This window comes from Streptomyces sp. NPDC048441 (genome assembly GCF_043200235.1).
In the GTDB taxonomy this organism is placed as follows: domain Bacteria; phylum Actinomycetota; class Actinomycetes; order Streptomycetales; family Streptomycetaceae; genus Streptomyces.
The window spans coordinates 274,999-293,947 of record NZ_JBICXM010000006.1 but is presented as its reverse complement, the minus strand read 5'-3'; the positions used below and the strand labels follow the sequence as shown (position 1 = coordinate 293,947).

Annotated in this window: 21 protein-coding genes, 4 tRNA genes and 1 pseudogene; 20 read left to right on the top strand and 6 right to left on the bottom strand. The window is 68.3% G+C overall.

Annotated features, from left to right (window positions below):
• The first annotated feature begins 489 nt into the window (after positions 1 to 489).
• Together ACGFSB_RS17605 and ACGFSB_RS17600 are read left to right on the top strand one after the other, a co-directional pair.
• Positions 490 to 588: transfer RNA gene (locus ACGFSB_RS17605), tRNA-Tyr, on the top strand.
• 68 nt (positions 589 to 656) lie between these two features.
• Positions 657 to 905: a hypothetical protein gene (locus ACGFSB_RS17600; RefSeq protein WP_393399632.1), complete on the top strand. Its 249-nt coding sequence runs from the start codon at positions 657 to 659 to the stop codon at positions 903 to 905.
• A 17-nt stretch (positions 906 to 922) separates the two neighbouring features.
• On the opposite strand, the gene ACGFSB_RS17595 is transcribed toward ACGFSB_RS17600, so the two are convergent.
• The 3 genes from ACGFSB_RS17595 to ACGFSB_RS17585 all read right to left on the bottom strand — a co-directional run bounded on the left by ACGFSB_RS17595 (position 923) and on the right by ACGFSB_RS17585 (position 3,424).
• The gene (locus ACGFSB_RS17595; RefSeq protein WP_393399629.1) at positions 923 to 1,300 is read right to left on the bottom strand and encodes a nuclear transport factor 2 family protein; all 378 of its coding nucleotides are present in this window, start codon (positions 1,298 to 1,300) and stop codon (positions 923 to 925) included.
• An 87-nt stretch (positions 1,301 to 1,387) separates the two neighbouring features.
• Positions 1,388 to 2,044: an SDR family oxidoreductase gene (locus ACGFSB_RS17590; RefSeq protein ID WP_393399627.1), complete on the bottom strand. Its 657-nt coding sequence runs from the start codon at positions 2,042 to 2,044 to the stop codon at positions 1,388 to 1,390.
• 72 nt (positions 2,045 to 2,116) lie between these two features.
• On the bottom strand, positions 2,117 to 3,424 hold the full coding sequence (locus ACGFSB_RS17585; protein WP_393399625.1) for an amidohydrolase family protein: 1,308 nt from the start codon (positions 3,422 to 3,424) through the stop codon (positions 2,117 to 2,119).
• A gap of 270 nt (positions 3,425 to 3,694) precedes the next feature.
• Here ACGFSB_RS17585 and ACGFSB_RS17580 point away from each other — a divergent pair.
• The 8 genes and pseudogenes from ACGFSB_RS17580 to ACGFSB_RS17545 form a co-directional block, all read left to right on the top strand.
• Positions 3,695 to 3,767, top strand: a tRNA-Thr gene (locus tag ACGFSB_RS17580).
• A gap of 48 nt (positions 3,768 to 3,815) precedes the next feature.
• Positions 3,816 to 3,888 (top strand) — tRNA-Met (locus ACGFSB_RS17575).
• A gap of 91 nt (positions 3,889 to 3,979) precedes the next feature.
• On the top strand, positions 3,980 to 4,144 hold the full coding sequence (rpmG, locus tag ACGFSB_RS17570) for a 50S ribosomal protein L33 (protein ID WP_004571794.1): 165 nt from the start codon (positions 3,980 to 3,982) through the stop codon (positions 4,142 to 4,144).
• Positions 4,145 to 4,245: 101 nt separating this feature from the next.
• Positions 4,246 to 4,710, top strand: coding sequence for a MaoC family dehydratase N-terminal domain-containing protein (locus ACGFSB_RS17565; protein WP_393399623.1), 465 nt, complete (start codon positions 4,246 to 4,248; stop codon positions 4,708 to 4,710).
• A gap of 4 nt (positions 4,711 to 4,714) precedes the next feature.
• Positions 4,715 to 5,143 carry a MaoC family dehydratase gene (locus tag ACGFSB_RS17560; RefSeq protein WP_393399621.1) on the top strand — a complete coding sequence of 143 codons (429 nt, stop codon included), beginning with the start codon at positions 4,715 to 4,717 and terminating at the stop codon, positions 5,141 to 5,143.
• Between the two features lie 117 nt (positions 5,144 to 5,260).
• Complete coding sequence (locus ACGFSB_RS17555) at positions 5,261 to 5,818, top strand: TetR/AcrR family transcriptional regulator (protein ID WP_393399619.1); 558 nt, start codon at positions 5,261 to 5,263, stop codon at positions 5,816 to 5,818.
• Between the two features lie 75 nt (positions 5,819 to 5,893).
• The gene (locus ACGFSB_RS17550) at positions 5,894 to 7,333 is read left to right on the top strand and encodes a DHA2 family efflux MFS transporter permease subunit (protein ID WP_393399617.1); all 1,440 of its coding nucleotides are present in this window, start codon (positions 5,894 to 5,896) and stop codon (positions 7,331 to 7,333) included.
• A 63-nt stretch (positions 7,334 to 7,396) separates the two neighbouring features.
• Positions 7,397 to 8,470: pseudogene (locus ACGFSB_RS17545) on the top strand (UDP-N-acetylmuramate dehydrogenase); the annotation flags it as partial.
• Between the two features lie 42 nt (positions 8,471 to 8,512).
• On the opposite strand, the gene ACGFSB_RS17540 reads toward ACGFSB_RS17545, so the two are convergent.
• Positions 8,513 to 9,145, bottom strand: coding sequence for an NAD(P)-dependent oxidoreductase (locus ACGFSB_RS17540; protein WP_393399614.1), 633 nt, complete (start codon positions 9,143 to 9,145; stop codon positions 8,513 to 8,515).
• An 87-nt stretch (positions 9,146 to 9,232) separates the two neighbouring features.
• Between ACGFSB_RS17540 and ACGFSB_RS17535 the strand changes: the two genes are divergently transcribed.
• Positions 9,233 to 9,832, top strand: coding sequence for a TetR/AcrR family transcriptional regulator (locus ACGFSB_RS17535; protein WP_393399611.1), 600 nt, complete (start codon positions 9,233 to 9,235; stop codon positions 9,830 to 9,832).
• Here ACGFSB_RS17535 and ACGFSB_RS17530 read toward each other — a convergent pair.
• A complete protein-coding gene (locus ACGFSB_RS17530; RefSeq protein WP_393399609.1) occupies positions 9,822 to 10,841 on the bottom strand; it encodes an adenosine deaminase in 1,020 nt (339 codons plus the stop codon). The two genes, ACGFSB_RS17535 and ACGFSB_RS17530, sit on opposite strands and share 11 nt — an antisense overlap.
• Positions 10,842 to 10,987: 146 nt before the next feature.
• Positions 10,988 to 12,214 (bottom strand): pyridoxal phosphate-dependent aminotransferase, encoded by a 1,227-nt coding sequence (locus tag ACGFSB_RS17525; RefSeq protein WP_393399607.1) that lies wholly within the window; start codon positions 12,212 to 12,214, stop codon positions 10,988 to 10,990.
• Between the two features lie 192 nt (positions 12,215 to 12,406).
• Between ACGFSB_RS17525 and ACGFSB_RS17520 the strand changes: the two genes are divergently transcribed.
• The 9 genes from ACGFSB_RS17520 (at position 12,407) to rplL (ending at position 18,726) form a co-directional block, all read left to right on the top strand.
• Positions 12,407 to 12,479: transfer RNA gene (locus ACGFSB_RS17520), tRNA-Trp, on the top strand.
• Between the two features lie 109 nt (positions 12,480 to 12,588).
• Positions 12,589 to 12,876: a preprotein translocase subunit SecE gene (gene secE / locus ACGFSB_RS17515; RefSeq protein ID WP_389916990.1), complete on the top strand. Its 288-nt coding sequence runs from the start codon at positions 12,589 to 12,591 to the stop codon at positions 12,874 to 12,876.
• 89 nt (positions 12,877 to 12,965) lie between these two features.
• Positions 12,966 to 13,931: a transcription termination/antitermination protein NusG gene (nusG, locus tag ACGFSB_RS17510; protein ID WP_393399605.1), complete on the top strand. Its 966-nt coding sequence runs from the start codon at positions 12,966 to 12,968 to the stop codon at positions 13,929 to 13,931.
• A gap of 175 nt (positions 13,932 to 14,106) precedes the next feature.
• Positions 14,107 to 14,541 carry a 50S ribosomal protein L11 gene (gene rplK / locus ACGFSB_RS17505; RefSeq protein ID WP_160506641.1) on the top strand — a complete coding sequence of 145 codons (435 nt, stop codon included), beginning with the start codon at positions 14,107 to 14,109 and terminating at the stop codon, positions 14,539 to 14,541.
• 83 nt (positions 14,542 to 14,624) lie between these two features.
• Positions 14,625 to 15,347 carry a 50S ribosomal protein L1 gene (gene rplA / locus ACGFSB_RS17500; protein WP_393399603.1) on the top strand — a complete coding sequence of 241 codons (723 nt, stop codon included), beginning with the start codon at positions 14,625 to 14,627 and terminating at the stop codon, positions 15,345 to 15,347.
• A gap of 147 nt (positions 15,348 to 15,494) precedes the next feature.
• On the top strand, positions 15,495 to 16,391 hold the full coding sequence (locus ACGFSB_RS17495) for a hypothetical protein (RefSeq protein WP_393399601.1): 897 nt from the start codon (positions 15,495 to 15,497) through the stop codon (positions 16,389 to 16,391).
• 65 nt (positions 16,392 to 16,456) lie between these two features.
• Positions 16,457 to 17,419, top strand: coding sequence for a hypothetical protein (locus tag ACGFSB_RS17490; protein ID WP_393399598.1), 963 nt, complete (start codon positions 16,457 to 16,459; stop codon positions 17,417 to 17,419).
• A gap of 282 nt (positions 17,420 to 17,701) precedes the next feature.
• The gene (rplJ, locus tag ACGFSB_RS17485; protein ID WP_393399595.1) at positions 17,702 to 18,232 is read left to right on the top strand and encodes a 50S ribosomal protein L10; all 531 of its coding nucleotides are present in this window, start codon (positions 17,702 to 17,704) and stop codon (positions 18,230 to 18,232) included.
• Positions 18,233 to 18,345: 113 nt separating this feature from the next.
• Entirely contained in the window at positions 18,346 to 18,726 is a 381-nt protein-coding gene (gene rplL / locus ACGFSB_RS17480) for a 50S ribosomal protein L7/L12 (protein ID WP_393399593.1), read from the top strand.
• The last annotated feature ends 223 nt before the right edge of the window (positions 18,727 to 18,949 follow it).

Below are 18,949 nucleotides of genomic sequence, written 5' to 3'. Positions count from 1 at the left end.
TGTTGCTCGATCGCGAACCAAGCTGGTTCCGAGAATTCGTCTGGTTCCGCCAGGCACTCACGGAGGTCGGCCAGGAGGAGGAGCGTGCGCTCCGCTTCCTCCAGGAAGACCAAGTACGCCGATTTGCGCTCGTCCCGAAGCCTCAGCCCATGGTCGAGGCGCCCTTGGTCTCGCGACTGATGTCGCGCCGTCATGTAACCGAGCAGCGCAGATCCCAGACCACCTGCGATACCAACTCCCGCCCCGAGAACGGCCGCTATTCCCTGATCCATGGGGGCAGCCTGCACGACCGGCGCTCTGGTGTCCGACGGTTGCCCCGTTGTCCTGATCGTCGTCCAGTTCGCTGACGGACGTCACCATGCGCGCAGTTGGAGGGCGTGGGCGCCCACGGAGGTCCTGAGAGGAGACGGAAGGGTCCTCAGAGAGGGGTGCTCCGGAGCGCTCTTTGGACGACACGTGGACGGTGAGCGTGCTGCCCTGCGACCCAATGGCCCCCCACGCAGGTCAGAGGGGGTGCACGTTGCTGATGTTCGGGTGACTGTAAATCTGCCGGCTCAGCCTTCCCAGGTTCGAATCCTGGCGCCGCCACACGAAGGAGACCCTCTCCGGTCTTGCGGAAACGCAAGTCGGAGGGGGTCTTTTCGTACGCTGAGCGCATGTCGTCCATGCCATCCGTGCCATCCGTGCCGTTCACGTCATCGCGCCGCAGGCACTGCCCCGAATGCCGCCGTGAGATCGCCGTAGTCGGAGGCCGGTTCGCCCGCCACGATCCGCCGGGCCCGCGTGGCGGCGGCGACCTCGTCTCCTGCCCCGGTTCCCGCAGGCAGGCCCAGCTGGGAGCCGCACAGCCCGCTCTGGACGGTTACGAGGTCCCCGACTTCCCCGGCCAGCTCCCGCTGTTCTGAAGCGCTCTCACAGGCCTTCAGGGCTGTCGTACGTCCATCCTGCTCACCAGGCCGTCGGCGCGGAAGCTGTAGACGTGCTCGACCGTCGTGGGCGCCCAGTGGTCACCCGTCCCGTCCCGCAGTCCGGGCCGCACGGTCGCCACGACCCGCCGCCCGTCGTCGTCGAGCCGCAGCCGCTCCAGGTGCACGAGGGGGTGCATCACCGCGAACTGCCGTGCCCAGTAGGCGCGGACCTCCGCGACACCGTGGGCCCGGGTGTTGTCCAGGAGGTTCGGCCAGTCCACGTCAGGCGCCAGGGAGCGGGGGATGAACGCGTCGCGCTCTTCGGTACTGAAGACGGCGTACATCTGCCGCAGAAGGGCTTCCCGCGCGGCGGGCACATCGGAAGCAGGCATCGTGTTCCTCACGTAGGCGGCAGCTCAAGACAAGCACCGCCCCGCGCGCGGGACATCCCTCGGAAGGCCGACTTCGCCGTACGGACGTCAGTTCCCCGCAACGGACTTGACCGCCACGGACACCGGAGTGGACCCGCTGATCAACTCCAGCGTCAGCTCTGCCGTCGCCGATGAATCGACCAGCTCCGCGAGCACCGCGGCCACGTCGTCACGGGGGACCGGGCCGCGTCCGGTCGACGCCTCCAGGCGTACGAGACCGGTGCCCGCGTCGTCCGTCAGCATCCCTGGACGCAGGATCGTCCAGTCCAGGGCCTTGCGGCGTCGTACGGAGGCATCGGCTTCGCCCTTGGCGCGCAGATAGGCGTCGAAGATCTCGTCGCCCTTGTGCGCGGGGTCCGCGCCCATCGACGACACGACCACATAGCGCCGCACTCCGGCGCGCTCAGCCGCGTCCGCGAAGAGCACGGCGGCGTCGCGGTCCACGGTGTTCTTGCGGTCGGCTCCGCTGCCCGGCCCCGCGCCCGCCGCGAACACGGCGGCGTCGGCGCCTTCCAGGTGCCCCGCGACCTCGTCGACGGACGCCGACTCCAGGTCGCACAGCACGGCTTCGGCACCCGCGGCCCGCAGGTCGGTCTCCTGCCCTGCCCTGCGGACGAGCCCGACTACTTCGTCACCCCGCGCGGCGAGCAACCGCTCGAACCGCAGCGCGATCTGACCATGACCACCAGCGATGACAATGCGCATGTCTTCGACCGTACGGCAGCCCCCGCATGATCGCCCCGCGCACGCCGGGGCACGCGCGGCGGTCATCCGCCCTCAGGACGGTTCCAAGCCTTTCGGCCGACCCGGCCCGGCATCCTTGGACCGCCCCTGACGGGGCAGATCGAGCGCCACGGCGGCAGCCGAGTCGCAGTACTCCCGCACCGCGCTCGTCCGTGCCACCACGCGCCCCCGGTGCACCACGAGGCGGCTGTACGCGAGCGAGAGCGCCCCCGCGAGATGGTCGCCCCGCACCGCGAGCAGCTCGGCGGGGAAGCCCGCCTCCACCCGGACCTGGGGAAGCCCCATCGCGGCCCGCGCCGCGGCGCTCACCGAGCCGTACGCGTCCTCGGGGTGCAGACCGCACCGCGACGCCAGCAGGTAGGCGGCCTCCAGCGGATCCCCGCGCCCCACCGGATTGGACACGTCCCGCATCGCCCCACTGCCCGCGGCGACCCGCACCCCGGCCGCGCGCAGCAGCCGTACGGGGGCGACCGCGCCGCGCCGGTCCACGCTTCCGCACCCGCCCTGCGGCAGGCACACCACCGTCACACCGCCCGCGGCCAGCTGATCGGCGGTCCGAGCGGCCACGTCCGACGGCAGCCGGCCGAGCCCGCCGCACGGGCCGATGGTCACCCCGGGACGCAGCCCGCCCGCCATCGCGGCGAGCCGCCCGAGCCGCGCCGGATCACCGCCGTCCGTGTGCAGATCGACGGGGCAGCCGTGCTCGGCGGCGACCTCGAGCACCGCTTCGACGTACCCGGTCGGATCGGGGTCCAGATCGGGGCAACCGCCCACTACGGAGGCGCCCATTTTCACCGCGTCCCGCAGCATCGAGAGCCCGTCGGCACCGGCGATCCCGGTCAGCAGCCGCGGCACGGCCACGGCCGTCAGATCGACCAGGCCACGCAGCGAACGCCGCGCCTGGAGCACCGCCTCCATCGACGTGAGCCCCTGGACGTCGCCGATCCGCACATGAGAGCGCAGCGCTGTCGCGCCGTGCCCGAGTTGCAGGAGGGCTGCCTCGGTGGTCCTGCGCTGGACGTCCGCGAGTTCGTACGAGACGGGCCCCTCCGCGTCGGCGGACAGTGCCGTGTCGCTGTGCGCGTGCGGCTCGGCCGCGGCCGGCAGCAGGAGATAGCCGCCGAGGTCCACGCGCGGGGCGTGCGAGGTGAGGCTGCCCGCGGTGCCGACCGCTTCGATGCGCCCGGAACCGAGCCGCACGTCCACGGTCCGGCCGTCGGTCAGCCGGGCGCCGCAGAGATGCAGCGCGGTGGCGTCGGCGGCGTCCTCACCGGAGGCGCCGGCGGAGCCGGATGAACCGGACGAGCCGGAGGAGTGGGGCTGCGGCTGGCTGTCGGGCATCGCGCTCCTGAGGTTCGGGGGCGGCTGCGGGCATGGCATCGAGGCGTCCAAGATCACGCAGCATGGGTCGAGCCTAGGACGATGGCGGGCCCGCTTCGAGGAGGAGCGGAATAGTCGTACCGGCGTGGTGTGAGGCTCCGAACCGGTGTGGCGTGAGGCGCCGAAGTGACGTGGTGAGGCGCCTGGGACGCACCCCGAGATGCCCCTGGACAGCCCCGGCGAAACGGATTTGGGCGATCGGCGACCGACCGTGTAATGTCTTCATCGCTCGCCCCAATAGCTCAGTCGGTAGAGCGTCTCCATGGTAAGGAGAAGGTCTACGGTTCGATTCCGTATTGGGGCTCTGATGTCGAGTGATCCTCGCCTCCGGGCGAGGAGATCCGGCATCTACAGCGGTGTAGCTCAGTCGGTAGAGCAAGCGGCTCATAATCGCTGTGTCACCGGTTCAAGTCCGGTCACCGCTACTGAATTGGTAGCCGATTGTGGGGTCGGACCTTCGATCGGCTACTCTTTTTTTGCGTTCATCCGTCCATCCGTCCGTCAAGGAGCACTCACGTGGCTGCCACAGACGTCCGCCCGAAGATCACGCTGGCCTGCGTGGAGTGCAAGGAGCGGAACTACATCACCAAGAAGAACCGGCGTAATGACCCGGACCGTCTTGAGATGAAGAAGCACTGCCCGCGCTGCAACGCGCACACTGCGCACCGCGAAACGCGCTAGATACAGGCTCGTACACGAGGCCGTCCCCGATTTCTGGGGGCGGCCTCGCGTCGTTTACCCACACCTGTCGTTCACCCATACCTGCAGGAGGTGCCGAGTCCATGGCGCTCGACCAGTCCTTCGTGGGGCGGTCCTACCCGCCCACCGATCCCTATGAGGTCGGCCGGGAGAAGATCCGTGAGTTCGCCGAGGCGGTGGGCGACACCAATCCCGCCTACACCGACGCGGACGTCGCCAAGGCTTTCGGGCACCCCGATGTGATCGCCCCGCCGACTTTTGTGTTCGCCATCTCGTTCAAGGCCGCGGGCCAGGTCATCGAGGACCCGCAGCTGGGGCTGGACTACAGCCGTGTCGTGCACGGCGACCAGAAGTTCGCGTACACCCGGCCGGTGTGCGCGGGGGACCGGCTCACGGTCACCTCGACCATCGAGGCCATCAAGTCGATGGCGGGCAACGACATCCTGGACATCCGCGGCGAGGTCCACGACGAGGCGGGCGAGCACGTCGTGACCGCCTGGACCAAGCTCGTCGCGCGTGCGGCGGAGCCTGCGGCAGAGGGCGTGTGAGGCGATGACAGCGAAGATTTCGTACGACAGCGTCGAGGTCGGCACCGAGCTGACGGCCCAGGCCTTTCCCGTGACACGCGCCACACTCGTGCGGTACGCGGGCGCCTCCGGTGACTTCAACCCGATCCACTGGAACGAGAAGTTCGCGGTCGAGGTCGGTCTTCCCGACGTCATCGCGCACGGCATGTTCACCATGGCCGAGGCGATCCGCGTCGTGACGGACTGGGCGGGCGACCCGGCCGCCGTCGTCGAGTACGGCGTGCGGTTCACCAAGCCCGTTGTGGTCCCGAACGACGACAAGGGCGCGCTGATCGAGGTCAGCGCCAAGGTCGCCCAGAAGCTCGACGACAACCGGGTCAGGGTGGACCTGGTGGCGATGAGCGCGGGCCAGAAGGTGCTCGGCATGTCCCGCGCGGTGGTCCAGCTCGCCTGACGGAGTAGGCAGTAGCGGACAGGTAAGGGGCACCCCGCAGTTGCGGGGTGCCCCTTACTCGTACGCCCTCCCGAGGGCCTCTTGACATAATTAGTGATTGGTCACTAACTTAGTCGCATGGCAAGGATGAGCGCAGAGGAGCGACGCGAGAGCGTCATCCGCGCGGCGATGATCGAGTTCGCCCGCGGTGGCTACAACGGCACGTCCACCGAGGTGATCGCCAAGCGGGTGGGTGTCTCGCAGCCGTATCTCTTCCGCCTCTTTCCGGGGAAGCAGGCCATCTTCCTCGCCGCGTCCGGGCGTTGCTGCCAGGAGGTCACCGGGGTCTTCAAGGAGGCCTCCAAGGGGCTCGAGGGTGAGGGCGCCCTCCATGCCATGGGCGAGGCCTACCAGGCGCTCATCGCCGACGACCCGGACATGCTGCTCATGCAGATGCAGATGTACGTCGCCGTGGCCTCCGCCGAGGCGGCCGGTGACCGGGAGTTCGGCGAGGCGCTGCGCGCCGGCTGGATGGAGATGTACGACACGGTTCGCCTCGCGTTGGGGCCGGACCTCGGAGATACGACGCAGTTTCTCGCGTACGGGATGCTGGTCAACGTCCTGGTGTCGATGGGGTTCCAGCCCGATCATCGGGTGTGGACCGGCTTCTACGAGTCGGCGCAGCCCAAGAAGTGAGTCGTGTGTGTCAGGGGGGTGCGTACTTTTGCGCCCAGATAAGTTAGTAATCAATAACTAACCACAGGGGAAGCAATGTCACAGCAGGCAGCACGGCGCGGGGGCGCAGCCTGGGCCCTCGCCATCACCGGCGTCGCCGGATTCATGGCGGCCCTCGACAACCTCGTCGTCACCACCGCTCTGCCGTCCATCCGTGAGGACCTCGGGGGAGGGCTCGACGACCTCGAATGGACGGTGAGCGCCTACACCCTCACGTTCGCCGTGCTGCTGATGTTCGGCGCGGCCCTCGGCGACCGCTTCGGCCGCCGCAAGCTCTTCACCGCCGGCCTCGCGGTCTTCACCGGAGCCTCCGCAGCGGCGGCCCTCGCGCCCGGCATCGAAGCGCTGATCGCCGCCCGCGCGGTCCAGGGCGTCGGCGCCGCGATCATGATGCCGCTGACGCTCACCCTGCTGACGGCGGCCGTGCCGGTGGCCAAGCGCGGGATGGCGTACGGGATATGGGGCGCCATCAACGGCCTCGCGGTCGCCAGTGGGCCGCTGATCGGCGGGACTCTCACCGAACACGCGTCCTGGCAGTGGATCTTCTGGCTGAACGTTCCGCTCGGCATCGTCGTACTGCCGCTCGCCCGGCTGCGGCTCGCCGAGTCGTACGGCACGGGCGCGCCACTCGACATCCCCGGCACGCTGCTGGCCAGCGGCGGGCTCTTCGGCATCGTCTACGCGCTGATCCGCGGCAACCTCGACGGCTGGACCAGCGCGACCGTCCTCGTCGGCCTGATCGGCGGCGGGGTGCTCCTGGCGCTCTTCGTGCGGCACGGAATCCGCAGTGAGAACCCGATGCTGCCGATGCGGCTCTTCCGTAGCCGTGCCTTCTCCGCGATCAATGCCGCGAGCCTGCTGATGTTCGTCGGGATGTTCGGCTCGATCTTCCTGCTCAGCCAGTTCCTCCAGACCGTCGTCGGCTACTCGCCCACCGAGGCGGGCCTGCGGATGCTTCCCTGGACCGGTATGCCGATGATCGTCGCCCCCATCGCGGGCTACCTCTCGGACCGGATCGGCGGGCGCCCGGTCGTGACCGTGGGCCTCGCACTGCAGGCCATCGGCCTCGCCTGGTTCGCGGCCGTCGTGGAGCCCGATATGTCGTACGCCGCCCAGCTCCCCGCCCTGATCATCAGCGGCGTCGGCATGGCGCTCTACTTCGCCCCGGCCGCGAGCCTGGTGATGTCCAGCGTCCGCCCGTCCGAGCAGGGCATCGCGTCCGGCGCCAACAACGCCCTGCGTGAGGTCGGCGGCGCCCTCGGTATCGCGATCCTCGCCTCGGTCTTCTCCGCCCAGGGTGGCTACGGATCCCCGCAGAGCTACGTGGACGGCCTCGCACCCGCGCTGTGGGTGGGCGCCGCGATGGTCGGCGTGGGCGCGGTGGCGGCCGCGATGCTTCCGGGGCGGACCGTGGCGGGGAAGCCTGCCGGCGCCGTACCGGACGCGGCCGACGAGCGCACTCCGGCCGGCGTCTGAACCGGCTCCGCCCCGCGTCACACCTCCCACGGTCCGTGGCCCCGCCCGAGAGGCGGGGCCACGGACCGTACCCTTGAGCACGTGCAGGAACTCCACGATGCTCCCCTCGCCCCGCTGACCACCTTCCGGCTCGGTGGCCCCGCGACCCGACTGATCACCGCGTCGACCGACGCCGAGGTGATCGCTGCCGTCCGTGAGGCCGACGACTCCGGGACCCCTCTGCTGCTCATCGGCGGCGGCTCGAACCTGGTCATCGGAGACAAGGGCTTCGACGGCACCGCTCTGCGCATCGCCACGAAGGGCTTCGAACTCGAAGGTACGAAGCTCGAACTGGCGGCCGGTGAGGTGTGGACCGACACCGTGGCCCGTGTCGTGGAGGCCGGTCTCGCGGGCATCGAGTGCCTCGCGGGGATCCCCGGCTCCGCGGGCGCGACGCCGATCCAGAACGTAGGGGCGTACGGCCAGGAGGTCTCGTCGACCATCACCGAAGTGGTCGCGTACGACAGAAAGACGCACGAGACGGTCACCGTCACGAACGCCGAGTGTGAGTTCTCGTACCGTCACAGTCGCTTCAAGGCCGATCCCGACCGCTTCGTGGTCCTGCGGGTCCGCTTCGAGCTCGAGGACGCCCAGGGGATGAGCGCCCCCATCAAGTACCCGGAGACGGCCCGCACGCTCGGCGTGGACGCGGGGGACCGGGTCCCGGCGTCGATCGCCCGGCAGACCGTCCTGAAGCTCCGCGCGGGCAAGGGCATGGTGCTCGACCCCGAGGACCACGACAGCTGGTCGGCCGGGTCCTTCTTCACCAACCCGATCCTCACGGACGAGGAGTTCACCGCCTTCCACGCCCGCGCGCAGGACCGTCTCGGCCCGGACGTCGCACCCCCCGCCTTCCCGACCGGCGACGGCCGTGTGAAGACCTCCGCCGCCTGGCTCATCGACAAGGCGGGCTTCACCAAGGGCTACGGACAGGGCCCGGCCCGCATCTCCACCAAGCACACCCTCGCCCTCACCAACCGCGGCGGCGCGACCACCGAGGACCTTCTCGCCCTGGCCCGCGAGGTCGTCGCCGGAGTACGGGAAGCTTTCGGGGTCACGCTGGTCAACGAGCCGGTGACGGTGGGCGTCAGCCTGTAGCGGTCCCTCTACGGAGCGGGCCGGTAGGCCACTAGTAGGTCACTAGTAGGCGACGCCCACGCCCTGCTTCACGGTCGACAGGTCGTCGACCATCGCCAGCATCGCGTGCGCCACATCGGACCTCGCGATGAACCGCGCGCTGACCGGCGTGCCCCCGACGACCTGGCGGTAGACGCCCGTCGCGGGCTTGTCCTGTAGGCGCGGCGGGCGCACGGACGTCCAGTCCGTCGCGCTGCGGGCCAGCTCGGCCTCCATGGCCCGCAGATCGTCGTACACGGGCTTAAGGATCTTGCTGACCAGGGATCCCGCGATCCGGTCGATCACCGGCTGACGCTCCGGGGCCGGGCCGACAGGACCCGCGCTCACCACCACGAGCCTGCGCACCCCCTCGGCCTCCATGGCGTGCACCACCGACCGCGTGAGCTCGGCCGCGATCCCCGCGTCCGCCTTCTTGCGCGGCCCGAGCCCCGACAGGACCGCGTCACGCCCGGCCACCGCCGCTCGCAGCGCCTCCGGATCGGCCAGGTCCGCACGGAACACCTCCAGGCCGTCTCCCGTCGCGTCAAGCCGCGAGGGATCACGTACGACGGCCGTGACCTCGTGGCCGGCCGCCAGCGCCTGCCGGACGATCTCTCCGCCGATGCCTCCGGTCGCACCGAACACCGTTAGTTTCATTGCGCACCCTCCCCGGGTGGGTAAGTATTCACTCACCTCTAGGGTGAGTACTCGCTCACCCCTTCGTCAAGCTTGGTTGGACGCCACATGCAGCAGAAGCCCACCCGGGCCCGCATCCTCGACGCCGCCCATGACCTCATGCTCACCATCGGCCTCGCTCGCGCCACCACCAAGGAGATCGCCAAGGCGGCGGGCTGCTCCGAAGCGGCGCTCTACAAGCACTTCGCGAGCAAGGAGGAGCTGTTCGTGGGCGTCCTGCAAGAGCGCCTTCCCCGCCTGGGCCCGCTCCTGCGCCGCCTCGCCGAGGACCCGGGGGAGCGTCCCGTGGAGGAGAACCTCGCCGAGATCGCCCGCCTGGCCAGCCACTTCTACGCCCAGAGCTTCCCGATCGCCGCGTCCCTCTACGCCGAGACCAGACTCAAGCGCCGCCACGCGGACTCCATGCAGGAGATGGGCACAGGGCCGCACGTGCCCATCGAGGCCCTCGACGCCTACCTCCGCGCGGAACGCGACGCCGGCCGGATCGCCCCCGGTGCCGACACCTTCGCGGCCGCCTCGCTCCTCCTGGGCGCCTGCGCCCAGCGCGCCTTCGCCTACGACTCGATGATCGGCAAGGAACCCCCGCAGCCCGTCGACGAGTTCGCCGCCGCCCTCGCCCGCACCCTCCTTGCGGGCATCAGCCCCTGAGCCACTCCTCGATCCCGGACAGCAGTTCTCCTTGTACGTCGACGGGGGCGGCCGAGCCGCGCACCGACTGCCGGGCGAGCTCGGCCAGTTCGCTGTCCTCGAAGCCGTGGTGCTTGCGCGCGATCTCGTACTGGGCCGCGAGCCGTGAACCGAAGAGCAGCGGATCGTCGGCGCCCAGGGCCATCGGCACCCCGGCGTCGTACAACGTCCGCAGCGGCACGTCCCCGGGCTTCTCGTAGACGCCGAGCGCGACGTTGGACGCCGGGCACACCTCGCAGGTCACGCCCCGCTCGGCGAGCTGCTTCAGGAGCCGCGGGTCCTCGGCCGCCCGCACCCCGTGCCCGATCCGCCCCGCGTGCAGGTCGTCGAGGCAGTCGCGCACCGAAGCGGGCCCGCTGAGCTCACCGCCGTGCGGCGCCGCGAGCAGGCCGCCGTCCCGTGCGATCGCGAAGGCCCGGTCGAAGTCCCGCGCCATGCCACGGCGTTCGTCGTTCGAGAGCCCGAAGCCGACGATGCCGCGATCGGCGTACCGCACCGCGAGGCGGGCCAGTGTCCTGGCGTCCAGAGGGTGCTTCATGCGGTTCGCGGCGACGAGCACGCGCATACCGAGGCCGGTGTCCCGCGAGGCGCTCTCGACGGCGTCCAGGATGATTTCCAGGGCCGGGATGAGCCCACCGAGCCGTGGCGCGTACGACGTCGGGTCGACCTGGATCTCCAGCCATCCCGACCCGTCCCGCAGATCCTCCTCGGCGGCCTCACGCACCAGGCGCTGGATGTCCTCCGGCTCCCGCAGGCAGGACCGCGCCATGTCGTAGAGCCGCTGGAAGCGGAACCACCCGCGTTCATCGGTCGCCCGCAGCTGCGGAGGCTCCCCGCCGGTCAGCGCCGGTGGCAGCCGCACCCCGTACTTGTCGGCGAGTTCCAACAGGGTCGTGGGCCGCATCGACCCGGTGAAGTGCAGATGCAGATGGGCCTTCGGCAGCTCTCTTACGTCCCGTACACGCTCCATTCAAGGATCTTGCCGTACGTACATGGCCTCCCGGTAGCCGCTTTCCCCTTCGGGTTCCGCCCCGAACGAAGAAACGGGCCGCCTCCCCGAAGAGGGGAGACGGCCCGCATGCGCGCGCGTGGAGCGCGAAAACTACCGGTGAAGCCTCAGTCGCGAGCCTCGGCAAGCAGCTTCTGCAGTCGCGAGACGCCCTCTACGAGGTCCTCGTCACCCAGGGCGTACGAGAGGCGCAGGTAGCCCGGCGTCCCGAAGGCCTCGCCCGGGACGACCGCGACCTCGGCCTCCTCCAGGATCAGCGCGGCGAGCTCCACGGAGCTCTGCGGGCGCTTCCCGCGAAGCTCCTTGCCGATGAGGGCCTTCACCGAGGGGTATACGTAGAACGCGCCCTCGGGCTCGGGGCAGAGCACTCCGTCGATCTCGTTCAGCATCCGCACGATGGTCTTGCGGCGCCGGTCGAAGGCCTCGCGCATCTTCTCGACGGCGGTCAGATCGCCGGAGACGGCGGCGATGGCCGCGACCTGCGCGACATTGGAGACGTTCGACGTGGCGTGCGACTGCAGGTTCGTCGCGGCCTTCACGACGTCCTTCGGGCCGACGATCCACCCCACGCGCCAGCCGGTCATCGCGTACGTCTTGGCCACGCCGTTGACCACGATGCACTTGTCACGCAGCTCGGGCACGATCGCCGGGAGCGAGGTGAACTTCGCGTCTCCGTAGACGAGGTGTTCATAGATCTCGTCGGTCATCACCCACAGGCCGTGCTCGACGGCCCAGCGGCCGATCGCCTCGGCGTCGGCCTCGCTGTAGACGGCACCGGTCGGGTTGGACGGCGACACGAAGAGGACGACCTTCGTGCGCTCAGTGCGCGCGGCCTCCAACTGCTCCACCGAAACGCGGTAGCCGGTGCTCTCGTCGGCGACGACATCGACCGCCACGCCGCCCGCGAGACGGATCGACTCCGGGTACGTCGTCCAGTAGGGCGCGGGGACGATGACCTCGTCGCCCGGGTCGAGGATCGCGGCGAACGCCTCGTAGATCGCCTGCTTGCCGCCGTTCGTCACCAGGATCTGCGAGGCGTCGACCTCGTATCCCGAGTCGCGCAGCGTCTTCGCGGCGATCGCGGCCTTGAGCTCGGGGAGCCCGCCGGCCGGGGTGTAGCGGTGGTACTTCGGGTTCTTGCAGGCCTCGATGGCGGCTTCGACGATGTAGTCGGGCGTCGGGAAGTCGGGCTCGCCCGCGCCGAATCCGATCACCGGCCGCCCGGCGGCCTTGAGGGCCTTCGCCTTGGCGTCGACAGCCAGGGTCGCGGACTCGGAGATCGCGCCGATGCGGGCGGAGACCCTGCGCTCGGTGGGAGAAGTGGAAGCGCTCATCACCCCATCGTTCCAGACCTGAAACGCCCCCGGCACACGGGTTTCGGTGTTTGCCGACGGACCGCCGGATCTGATTCTGTTCGACGGAGGGCCGTGGAGCACGTACACTCACTGCTCGTTGGCCCTCAGCGGTCGCACCCTCTCACCGCACTCTGTGCACTCGGGCGGATGCGGTAGGTTGGGGGAAATCAAAGGGTCGTAGCTCAATTGGTAGAGCACTGGTCTCCAAAACCAGCGGTTGGGGGTTCAAGTCCCTCCGGCCCTGCTACACACTCCTCTCGCCAGGAGGTGTGCGCATGTACGTACTGCATTGCACCGCCGTGCGGCTCATACCGGGCGCGGCACGGCCACGACCCGGAATCAGGTGAGGACGAGTGACGGACGCCGTGGGCTCCATCGACATGCCTGATGCCCAGGACGAGGCGCCGGAGTCCAAGAAGAAGGCCCGAAAGGGTGGCAAGCGCGGCAAGAAGGGCCCCTTCGGCCGTCTCGCGCTCTTCTACCGCCAGATCGTCGCGGAACTCCGCAAGGTCGTCTGGCCGACTCGCAATCAGCTCACGACCTACACGACCGTGGTGATTGTCTTCGTCGTCATCATGATCGGCCTCGTGACCGTGATTGACTATGGGTTCAACCAGGCCGTCAAGTACGTCTTCGGCTGAGCCGATGGCTGAGCCGAGAGCGAAGGGCGCCGTACCCGGCGCCCATTTCGCGCGTTCCACCCCTCTGTATCCAGGAAGAAGCAGCCACAGTGTCTGACCCGAACCTGAACGACGCCATCGAGTCAGTCGAGTCCGCTGAGGACGAGCTCGACATCGTCGAGGCGGCGGACGCCGAGGAGCCGGACCAGGCCGAGGCTGCCGACGCCGCCGCGGGCGAGGCCGCCGAAGAGGCAGCCGTGCACGTCGAGACCGACTCGGAGCCTTCCGAGTCCGAGGAAGACGCCGAGTCCGCTGACGAAGCAGTCGCCGACGAAGCCGCCGCCGAGTCCGACGAGGACGGCGAGGCCGCCGCCGAGGACGAGACCGAAGAGGCCACCGACGCCGAAGAGGCCGCTGAGTCCGACGAGGACGCCGAAGAGGCCGAAGAGGCCGAGCCGGTCGACCCGATCGTCGCCCTGCGCGAAGAGCTCCGCACCCTCCCGGGCGAGTGGTACGTCATCCACACGTACGCCGGTTACGAGAACCGCGTGAAGACCAACCTCGAGCAGCGTGCCGTCTCGCTGAACGTCGAGGACTTCATCTTCGCGGCCGAGGTGCCGCAAGAAGAGGTCGCGCAGATCAAGAACGGCGAGCGCAAGACCGTCCGTCAGAACAAGCTCCCCGGATACGTCCTGGTGCGCATGGACCTGACGAACGAGTCCTGGGGCGTCGTCCGCAACACCCCCGGCGTCACCGGCTTCGTGGGCAACGCCTACGACCCGTACCCCCTGACCCTGGACGAGATCGTCAAGATGCTCGCCCCGGAGGCCGAGGAGAAGGCCGCCCGCGAGGCCGCAGAGGCCGAGGGCAAGCCCGCTCCGCAGCGCAAGCTCGAGGTCCAGGTGCTGGACTTCGAGGTCGGCGACTCGGTCACCGTCACCGATGGCCCGTTCGCCACGCTGCAGGCCACGATCAACGAGATCAACGCCGACTCGAAGAAGGTCAAGGGTCTCGTCGAGATCTTCGGCCGCGAGACCCCGGTCGAGCTCAGCTTCGACCAGATCCAGAAGAACTAGCCTTCGCGGCTTCCTCTGGAACACACGCCTCCGACCAGGTCAGACGGGCTCTCAAAGCCGGTCTGACCTGCTCGGTTTTTAGCCGCACGACTATACCCGTTATCGTGGTGCGGTATGCCTCCGTCCGGATGACTGGGCGGTGGCTGGAAACTCTCACTAGGACCCGGAGAGAGCAATGCCTCCCAAGAAGAAGAAGGTCACGGGGCTTATCAAGCTCCAGATCCAGGCCGGCGCAGCCAACCCGGCCCCGCCGGTCGGCCCCGCGCTGGGCCAGCACGGCGTCAACATCATGGAGTTCTGCAAGGCCTACAACGCCGCGACCGAGTCGCAGCGTGGCTGGGTCATCCCGGTGGAGATCACGGTCTACGAAGACCGCTCCTTCACCTTCGTGACCAAGACTCCGCCGGCCGCCAAGATGATCCTCAAGGCCGCGGGTGTCGAGAAGGGCTCCGGCGAGCCGCACAAGACCAAGGTCGCCAAGATCACCGAGGCGCAGGTCCGCGAGATCGCCACCACCAAGATGGAAGACCTCAACGCCAACGACCTGGACGCCGCGTCGAAGATCATCGCCGGCACCGCCCGTTCCATGGGCATCACGGTCGAGGGCTGAGACTCCCCGTCTGACCTTTCTCAGTGGTAGGGCCACGCGCCGGCCCGCACCACGACTCCACACCTGAAACCACAGGAGCAGAAGTGAAGCGCAGCAAGACTCTCCGCGCTGCGGACGCGAAGATCGACCGGGACAAGCTCTACGCCCCGCTCGAGGCCGTCCGTCTCGCCAAGGAGACCTCCGCGACCAAGTTCGACGGCACCGTCGAGGTCGCCATGCGTCTGGGCGTCGACCCGCGCAAGGCCGACCAGATGGTCCGTGGCACCGTGAACCTCCCGCACGGCACCGGCAAGACCGCCCGGGTCCTGGTCTTCGCGACCGGTGACCGTGCTGCGGCCGCGGAAGCCGCTGGGGCCGACATCGTCGGCGCCGACGAGCTCATCGACGAGGTCGCCAAGGGCCGCCTGGACTTCGACGCCGTCGTCGCCACCCCGGACCTCATGGGCAAGGTCGGCCGCCTCGGCCGCGTGCTCGGTCCGCGTGGTCTGATGCCGAACCCGAAGACCGGCACCGTGACCCCCGATGTCGTGAAGGCTGTCAACGACATCAAGGGCGGCAAGATCGAGTTCCGCGTCGACAAGCACTCGAACCTGCACTTCATCATCGGCAAGGTGTCCTTCGACGACACCAAGCTGGTGGAGAACTACGCCGCGGCGCTCGACGAGATCCTTCGTCTGAAGCCGTCGGCCGCCAAGGGTCGCTACATCAAGAAGGCCGCGCTCACCACCACGATGGGCCCCGGCATTCCGCTGGACAGCAACCGCACCCGCAACCTCCTCACCGAGGAGGACCCGGCCGCCGTCTGAATCTGACGGCAGTCGCGTCGCGCACGCGTTTTTGCTGACGGGCCCCGCAACCTTTCGAGGTGCGGGGCCCGTCCTCGTATAGGCGCACGCCTGTGAGAGGGCTGCGCTAGCGTGCGGGTTTCACACAAGTGCTAGGGGTGGGATGTCATGAACAGCTCGACCATGCGACGTACGGGTCTTTCGATCGCGGTGGCTGCCGCGCTGACCGGGGTCGCGGCCTGTGGTTCGTCCGGCGGCTCCGGGGGCGGCGAGGGCAAGAGCAAGGGGAACGGCTCGCCGGCTCTCAGCCCGATAGCCGCCCTGCGCACCATCCAGAACAAGACCGACAAGGCCGACTCGGCCAAGGTCGAGGGCAAGACGGTCATGGGCACCCAGATGTCGATGAACATGGACGGCGCCATGGCCTGGTCGGACGGCATCACCGGCAATGTCACCGCGACCCTCACCGGTGGCACCCAGGCCGATCAGATGAAGCAGATGGGCCAGTCGAAGATCGACTACCGCTATCTGAAGACAGGCTTCTACGCGAACATGGGCGACAAGTTCGCCTCCCAGGCCGGTGGCGGCAAGCACTGGATCGCGTACGACTACGCGACGCTGGCCGAGATGGGCGGCGCGGCCGGTGACGCCTTCAAGGACCAGATGCAGAACACCACCCCGAACCAGTCGGTCAAGATGCTGCTCGCCTCGGGTGATGTGAAGCGCGTGGGCGAGGCCACGGTCCGCGGGACGAAGGCCACGCACTACTCCGGGGTCGTCGATGTCGCCGACTTCACCGGCAAGAACTCGAACCTGGACTCGTCCCAACTGGCCGAGCTGAAGAAGCAGTTCAGCCAGGCAGGCATGAGCACCGAGACGATCGACATCTGGGTCAACGACGACGACCTCCTGGTCAAGAAGATCGAGAAGGCCGAGATGAAGACCGGCTCCTTCGAGCAGACGGTCTACTACAGCGACTACGGCACTCCGGTCTCCGTCGAGAAGCCCCCGGCCACGGACACCATGAGCTTCAAGGACCTCATGAACCAGCAGCCACAGGCTTGATCACTCCTGTCCGGTAGTCTCGCCATACGCATTTTTATCGATCATGTGTTCCTAGGGGTGGGGTCATGACTGCAAAGAGAGTGGCGGGCGCCGTGCTCGCCACCGCGCTGCTGTGTACGGGCGCGGTTGCCTGCCAGGGCTCCGACAGCGACGGCAAGGCCAAGGGGGCGGGCTCGGGGGAGACCCAGTCCCGGTCACAGGTGACCGACGTCATCACAGCGGCGTACGAGAAGACCTCGAAGGCCAAGTCGGCCAAGGTCGAGATGACGATGTCGGTGCCGTCGAGTCCGATGGGTACGGTCGGCGGCAAGGGCGCCGGTGACATGAAGATGTCCGGCGTCATGGGCTGGGACCCGACCGTCATGGATATGACGATGTCGGGTTCGGCGCTCACGGAAGCCGACCCGGAGGCCCCAGAGAAGATCCGGGTGCTCTGGCAGGACAACGTGATGTACATGGACGTGGGGGCTGCCGCCGCCAAGGACATGGACGGCGGCAAGCGGTGGATGAAGATGGACCTGAACTCCATCGCGAAGCAGGCCGGTGACGAGAAGCTCGCCAAGCAGATGACCGGCGGCCTGGACAACATGAACCAGGACCCGGCGCAGCAGCTCGCGATGCTCCTCGACTCGCCGAATCTGAAGCACCTCGGTTCGGCCGAGGTCGACGGTGTGGAGACCCAGCGCTACAAGGGCCGGCTCACCGTCAAGGAAATGATGGCGTCCAACAAGGGCCTCAGTGACGTGCTCAGCAAGAGCGAGCGCGACAAGGTGTTCAAGAACATGAAGAAGTCGGGCATCAAGGGCTACGACACCGAGGTCTGGGTCAACAAGGACGATTACCCGGTCCGTATGGACATCGACATCAAGTCCCCCGAGGGCACGCTGAAGACGTCCCAGAAGTTCTCCGACTACGGCGCGGCGGCCAAGGTGACCGCTCCGCCTGCCGGGGAGACCTTCGACCTGATGGACACGTTCAAGGAGCTCGGCAAGGGCGGCTCGGGAGCCGGCGCGGACAGCGGCTTCTGACCGGCCCCTTGCAGCGGCTCTGAGCCGATTTGCCTGACGCGAACCCGTTCGCGTACTCTTCCACAGAAGCCAAAGACCGCTGGTCGTTGCCGTGCGCTTGCAAGAGGGCGCGGTGGCCGAAGGATCCGCTGAAATTGCGGACGACCCGCGTAGGTGACTGTGGAAGTGCTCCCGGACGGGATTCCGTCAGGTCGAGCTCAGCCCCGGCGCCTGCGCCGGGGCGTTTTGTTTTGTCAGCCCCTTCTGAGCGGTCCTCATCACCCGGAAGGAGGCCGACGCTCTATGCCGACGCCCGACAAGGCTGCCGCGGTAGCCGAGCTCACGGACAAGTTCCGCAGCTCGAACGCCGTCGTGCTGACCGAGTACCGGGGTCTCACCGTGGCCCAGCTCAAGCAGCTGCGCCGTTCCCTCGGTGAGAACTCCGAGTACGCCGTGGTGAAGAACACGCTGACCAAGATCGCGGCCAACGCGGCCGGGATCTCCTCGCTCGACGACCAGTTCACTGGTCCGACGGCAGCTGCCTTCGTCACCGGTGACCCGGTGGTGTCGGCGAAGGGTCTTCGTGACTTCGCCAAGGACAACCCCAACCTCATCATCAAGGGCGGTGTCCTTGACGGTAAGGCGCTGACCGCCGATGAGTTCAAGAAGCTCGCGGACCTCGAGTCCCGCGAGGTTCTGCTCGCCAAGCTGGCGGGTGCCATGAAGGGCAAGCAGACTCAGGCTGCTCAGGTCTTCCAGGCGCTCCCGTCGAAGTTCGTCCGCACCGCGGAGGCGCTTCGTGCCAAGCAGGCCGAGCAGGGCGGTGCCGAGTAATTCGGCTCGCGCATTGATCGCCGCCCGCTAGGGCGACGGTCGCAGCGGGCCCAACGTACGCCCGCCTTCATGTACACCCGGCACCAGCCGAATTAGTGGAAGGATCGCCCATCATGGCGAAGCTCAGCACCGAAGACCTGCTCGCCCAGTTCGAGGAGCTCACCCTCCTTGAGCTCTCCGAGTTCGTGAAGGCCTTCGAGGAGAAGTTCGACGTCACCGCCGCCGCGGCCGTCGCCGCCGCCCCGGCCGGCCCGGGTGCCGCTGCCGAGGTCGTCGAGGAGCAGGACGAGTTCGACGTCATCCTCACCGGCGCCGGCGAGAAGAAGATCCAGGTCATCAAGGTCGTGCGTGAGCTGACCTCGCTGGGTCTCAAGGAGGCCAAGGACCTCGTCGACGGCACCCCGAAGCCGGTCCTCGAGAAGGTCGCCAAGGAGGCCGCCGAGAAGGCTGCCGAGTCCCTCAAGGCTGCCGGCGCCTCGGTCGAGGTCAAGTAACCTCGCGAGTCGTCTGACTCCTTCACAGCGCCGCTCAGGCGGCGCTGCGCCAAGGGCGATCACCCATCTGGGTGGTCGCCCTTCGGCGTTCTCCGGCGCACCCCTACGGCTGCCTTGCGTAGCCCGCTCCGACGAGTATGGTGATCTTCGTTGTGCCTCGGAACGGCCGTGACGGTGACGCTCTGAGAGCCATGTCGGGGCAGGGGGGCCTTGACGAACCGCA

Excerpts from the sequence above, each read along its gene's own strand:
- ACGFSB_RS17600 (WP_393399632.1), top strand. The coding sequence starts at position 657 with ATGTCGTCCATGCCATCCGTGCCATCCGTGCCGTTCACGTCATCGCGC.
- ACGFSB_RS17595 (WP_393399629.1), bottom strand. The coding sequence starts at position 1,300 with ATGCCTGCTTCCGATGTGCCCGCCGCGCGGGAAGCCCTTCTGCGGCAG.
- ACGFSB_RS17590 (WP_393399627.1), bottom strand. The coding sequence starts at position 2,044 with ATGCGCATTGTCATCGCTGGTGGTCATGGTCAGATCGCGCTGCGGTTC.
- ACGFSB_RS17585 (WP_393399625.1), bottom strand. The coding sequence starts at position 3,424 with ATGCCCGACAGCCAGCCGCAGCCCCACTCCTCCGGCTCGTCCGGTTCA.
- ACGFSB_RS17565 (WP_393399623.1), top strand. The coding sequence starts at position 4,246 with ATGGCGCTCGACCAGTCCTTCGTGGGGCGGTCCTACCCGCCCACCGAT.
- ACGFSB_RS17560 (WP_393399621.1), top strand. The coding sequence starts at position 4,715 with ATGACAGCGAAGATTTCGTACGACAGCGTCGAGGTCGGCACCGAGCTG.
- ACGFSB_RS17555 (WP_393399619.1), top strand. The coding sequence starts at position 5,261 with ATGGCAAGGATGAGCGCAGAGGAGCGACGCGAGAGCGTCATCCGCGCG.
- ACGFSB_RS17550 (WP_393399617.1), top strand. The coding sequence starts at position 5,894 with ATGTCACAGCAGGCAGCACGGCGCGGGGGCGCAGCCTGGGCCCTCGCC.
- ACGFSB_RS17540 (WP_393399614.1), bottom strand. The coding sequence starts at position 9,145 with ATGAAACTAACGGTGTTCGGTGCGACCGGAGGCATCGGCGGAGAGATC.
- ACGFSB_RS17535 (WP_393399611.1), top strand. The coding sequence starts at position 9,233 with ATGCAGCAGAAGCCCACCCGGGCCCGCATCCTCGACGCCGCCCATGAC.
- ACGFSB_RS17530 (WP_393399609.1), bottom strand. The coding sequence starts at position 10,841 with ATGGAGCGTGTACGGGACGTAAGAGAGCTGCCGAAGGCCCATCTGCAT.
- ACGFSB_RS17525 (WP_393399607.1), bottom strand. The coding sequence starts at position 12,214 with ATGAGCGCTTCCACTTCTCCCACCGAGCGCAGGGTCTCCGCCCGCATC.
- rplK (WP_160506641.1), top strand. The coding sequence starts at position 14,107 with ATGCCTCCCAAGAAGAAGAAGGTCACGGGGCTTATCAAGCTCCAGATC.
- ACGFSB_RS17495 (WP_393399601.1), top strand. The coding sequence starts at position 15,495 with ATGAACAGCTCGACCATGCGACGTACGGGTCTTTCGATCGCGGTGGCT.
- ACGFSB_RS17490 (WP_393399598.1), top strand. The coding sequence starts at position 16,457 with ATGACTGCAAAGAGAGTGGCGGGCGCCGTGCTCGCCACCGCGCTGCTG.
- rplJ (WP_393399595.1), top strand. The coding sequence starts at position 17,702 with ATGCCGACGCCCGACAAGGCTGCCGCGGTAGCCGAGCTCACGGACAAG.
- rplL (WP_393399593.1), top strand. The coding sequence starts at position 18,346 with ATGGCGAAGCTCAGCACCGAAGACCTGCTCGCCCAGTTCGAGGAGCTC.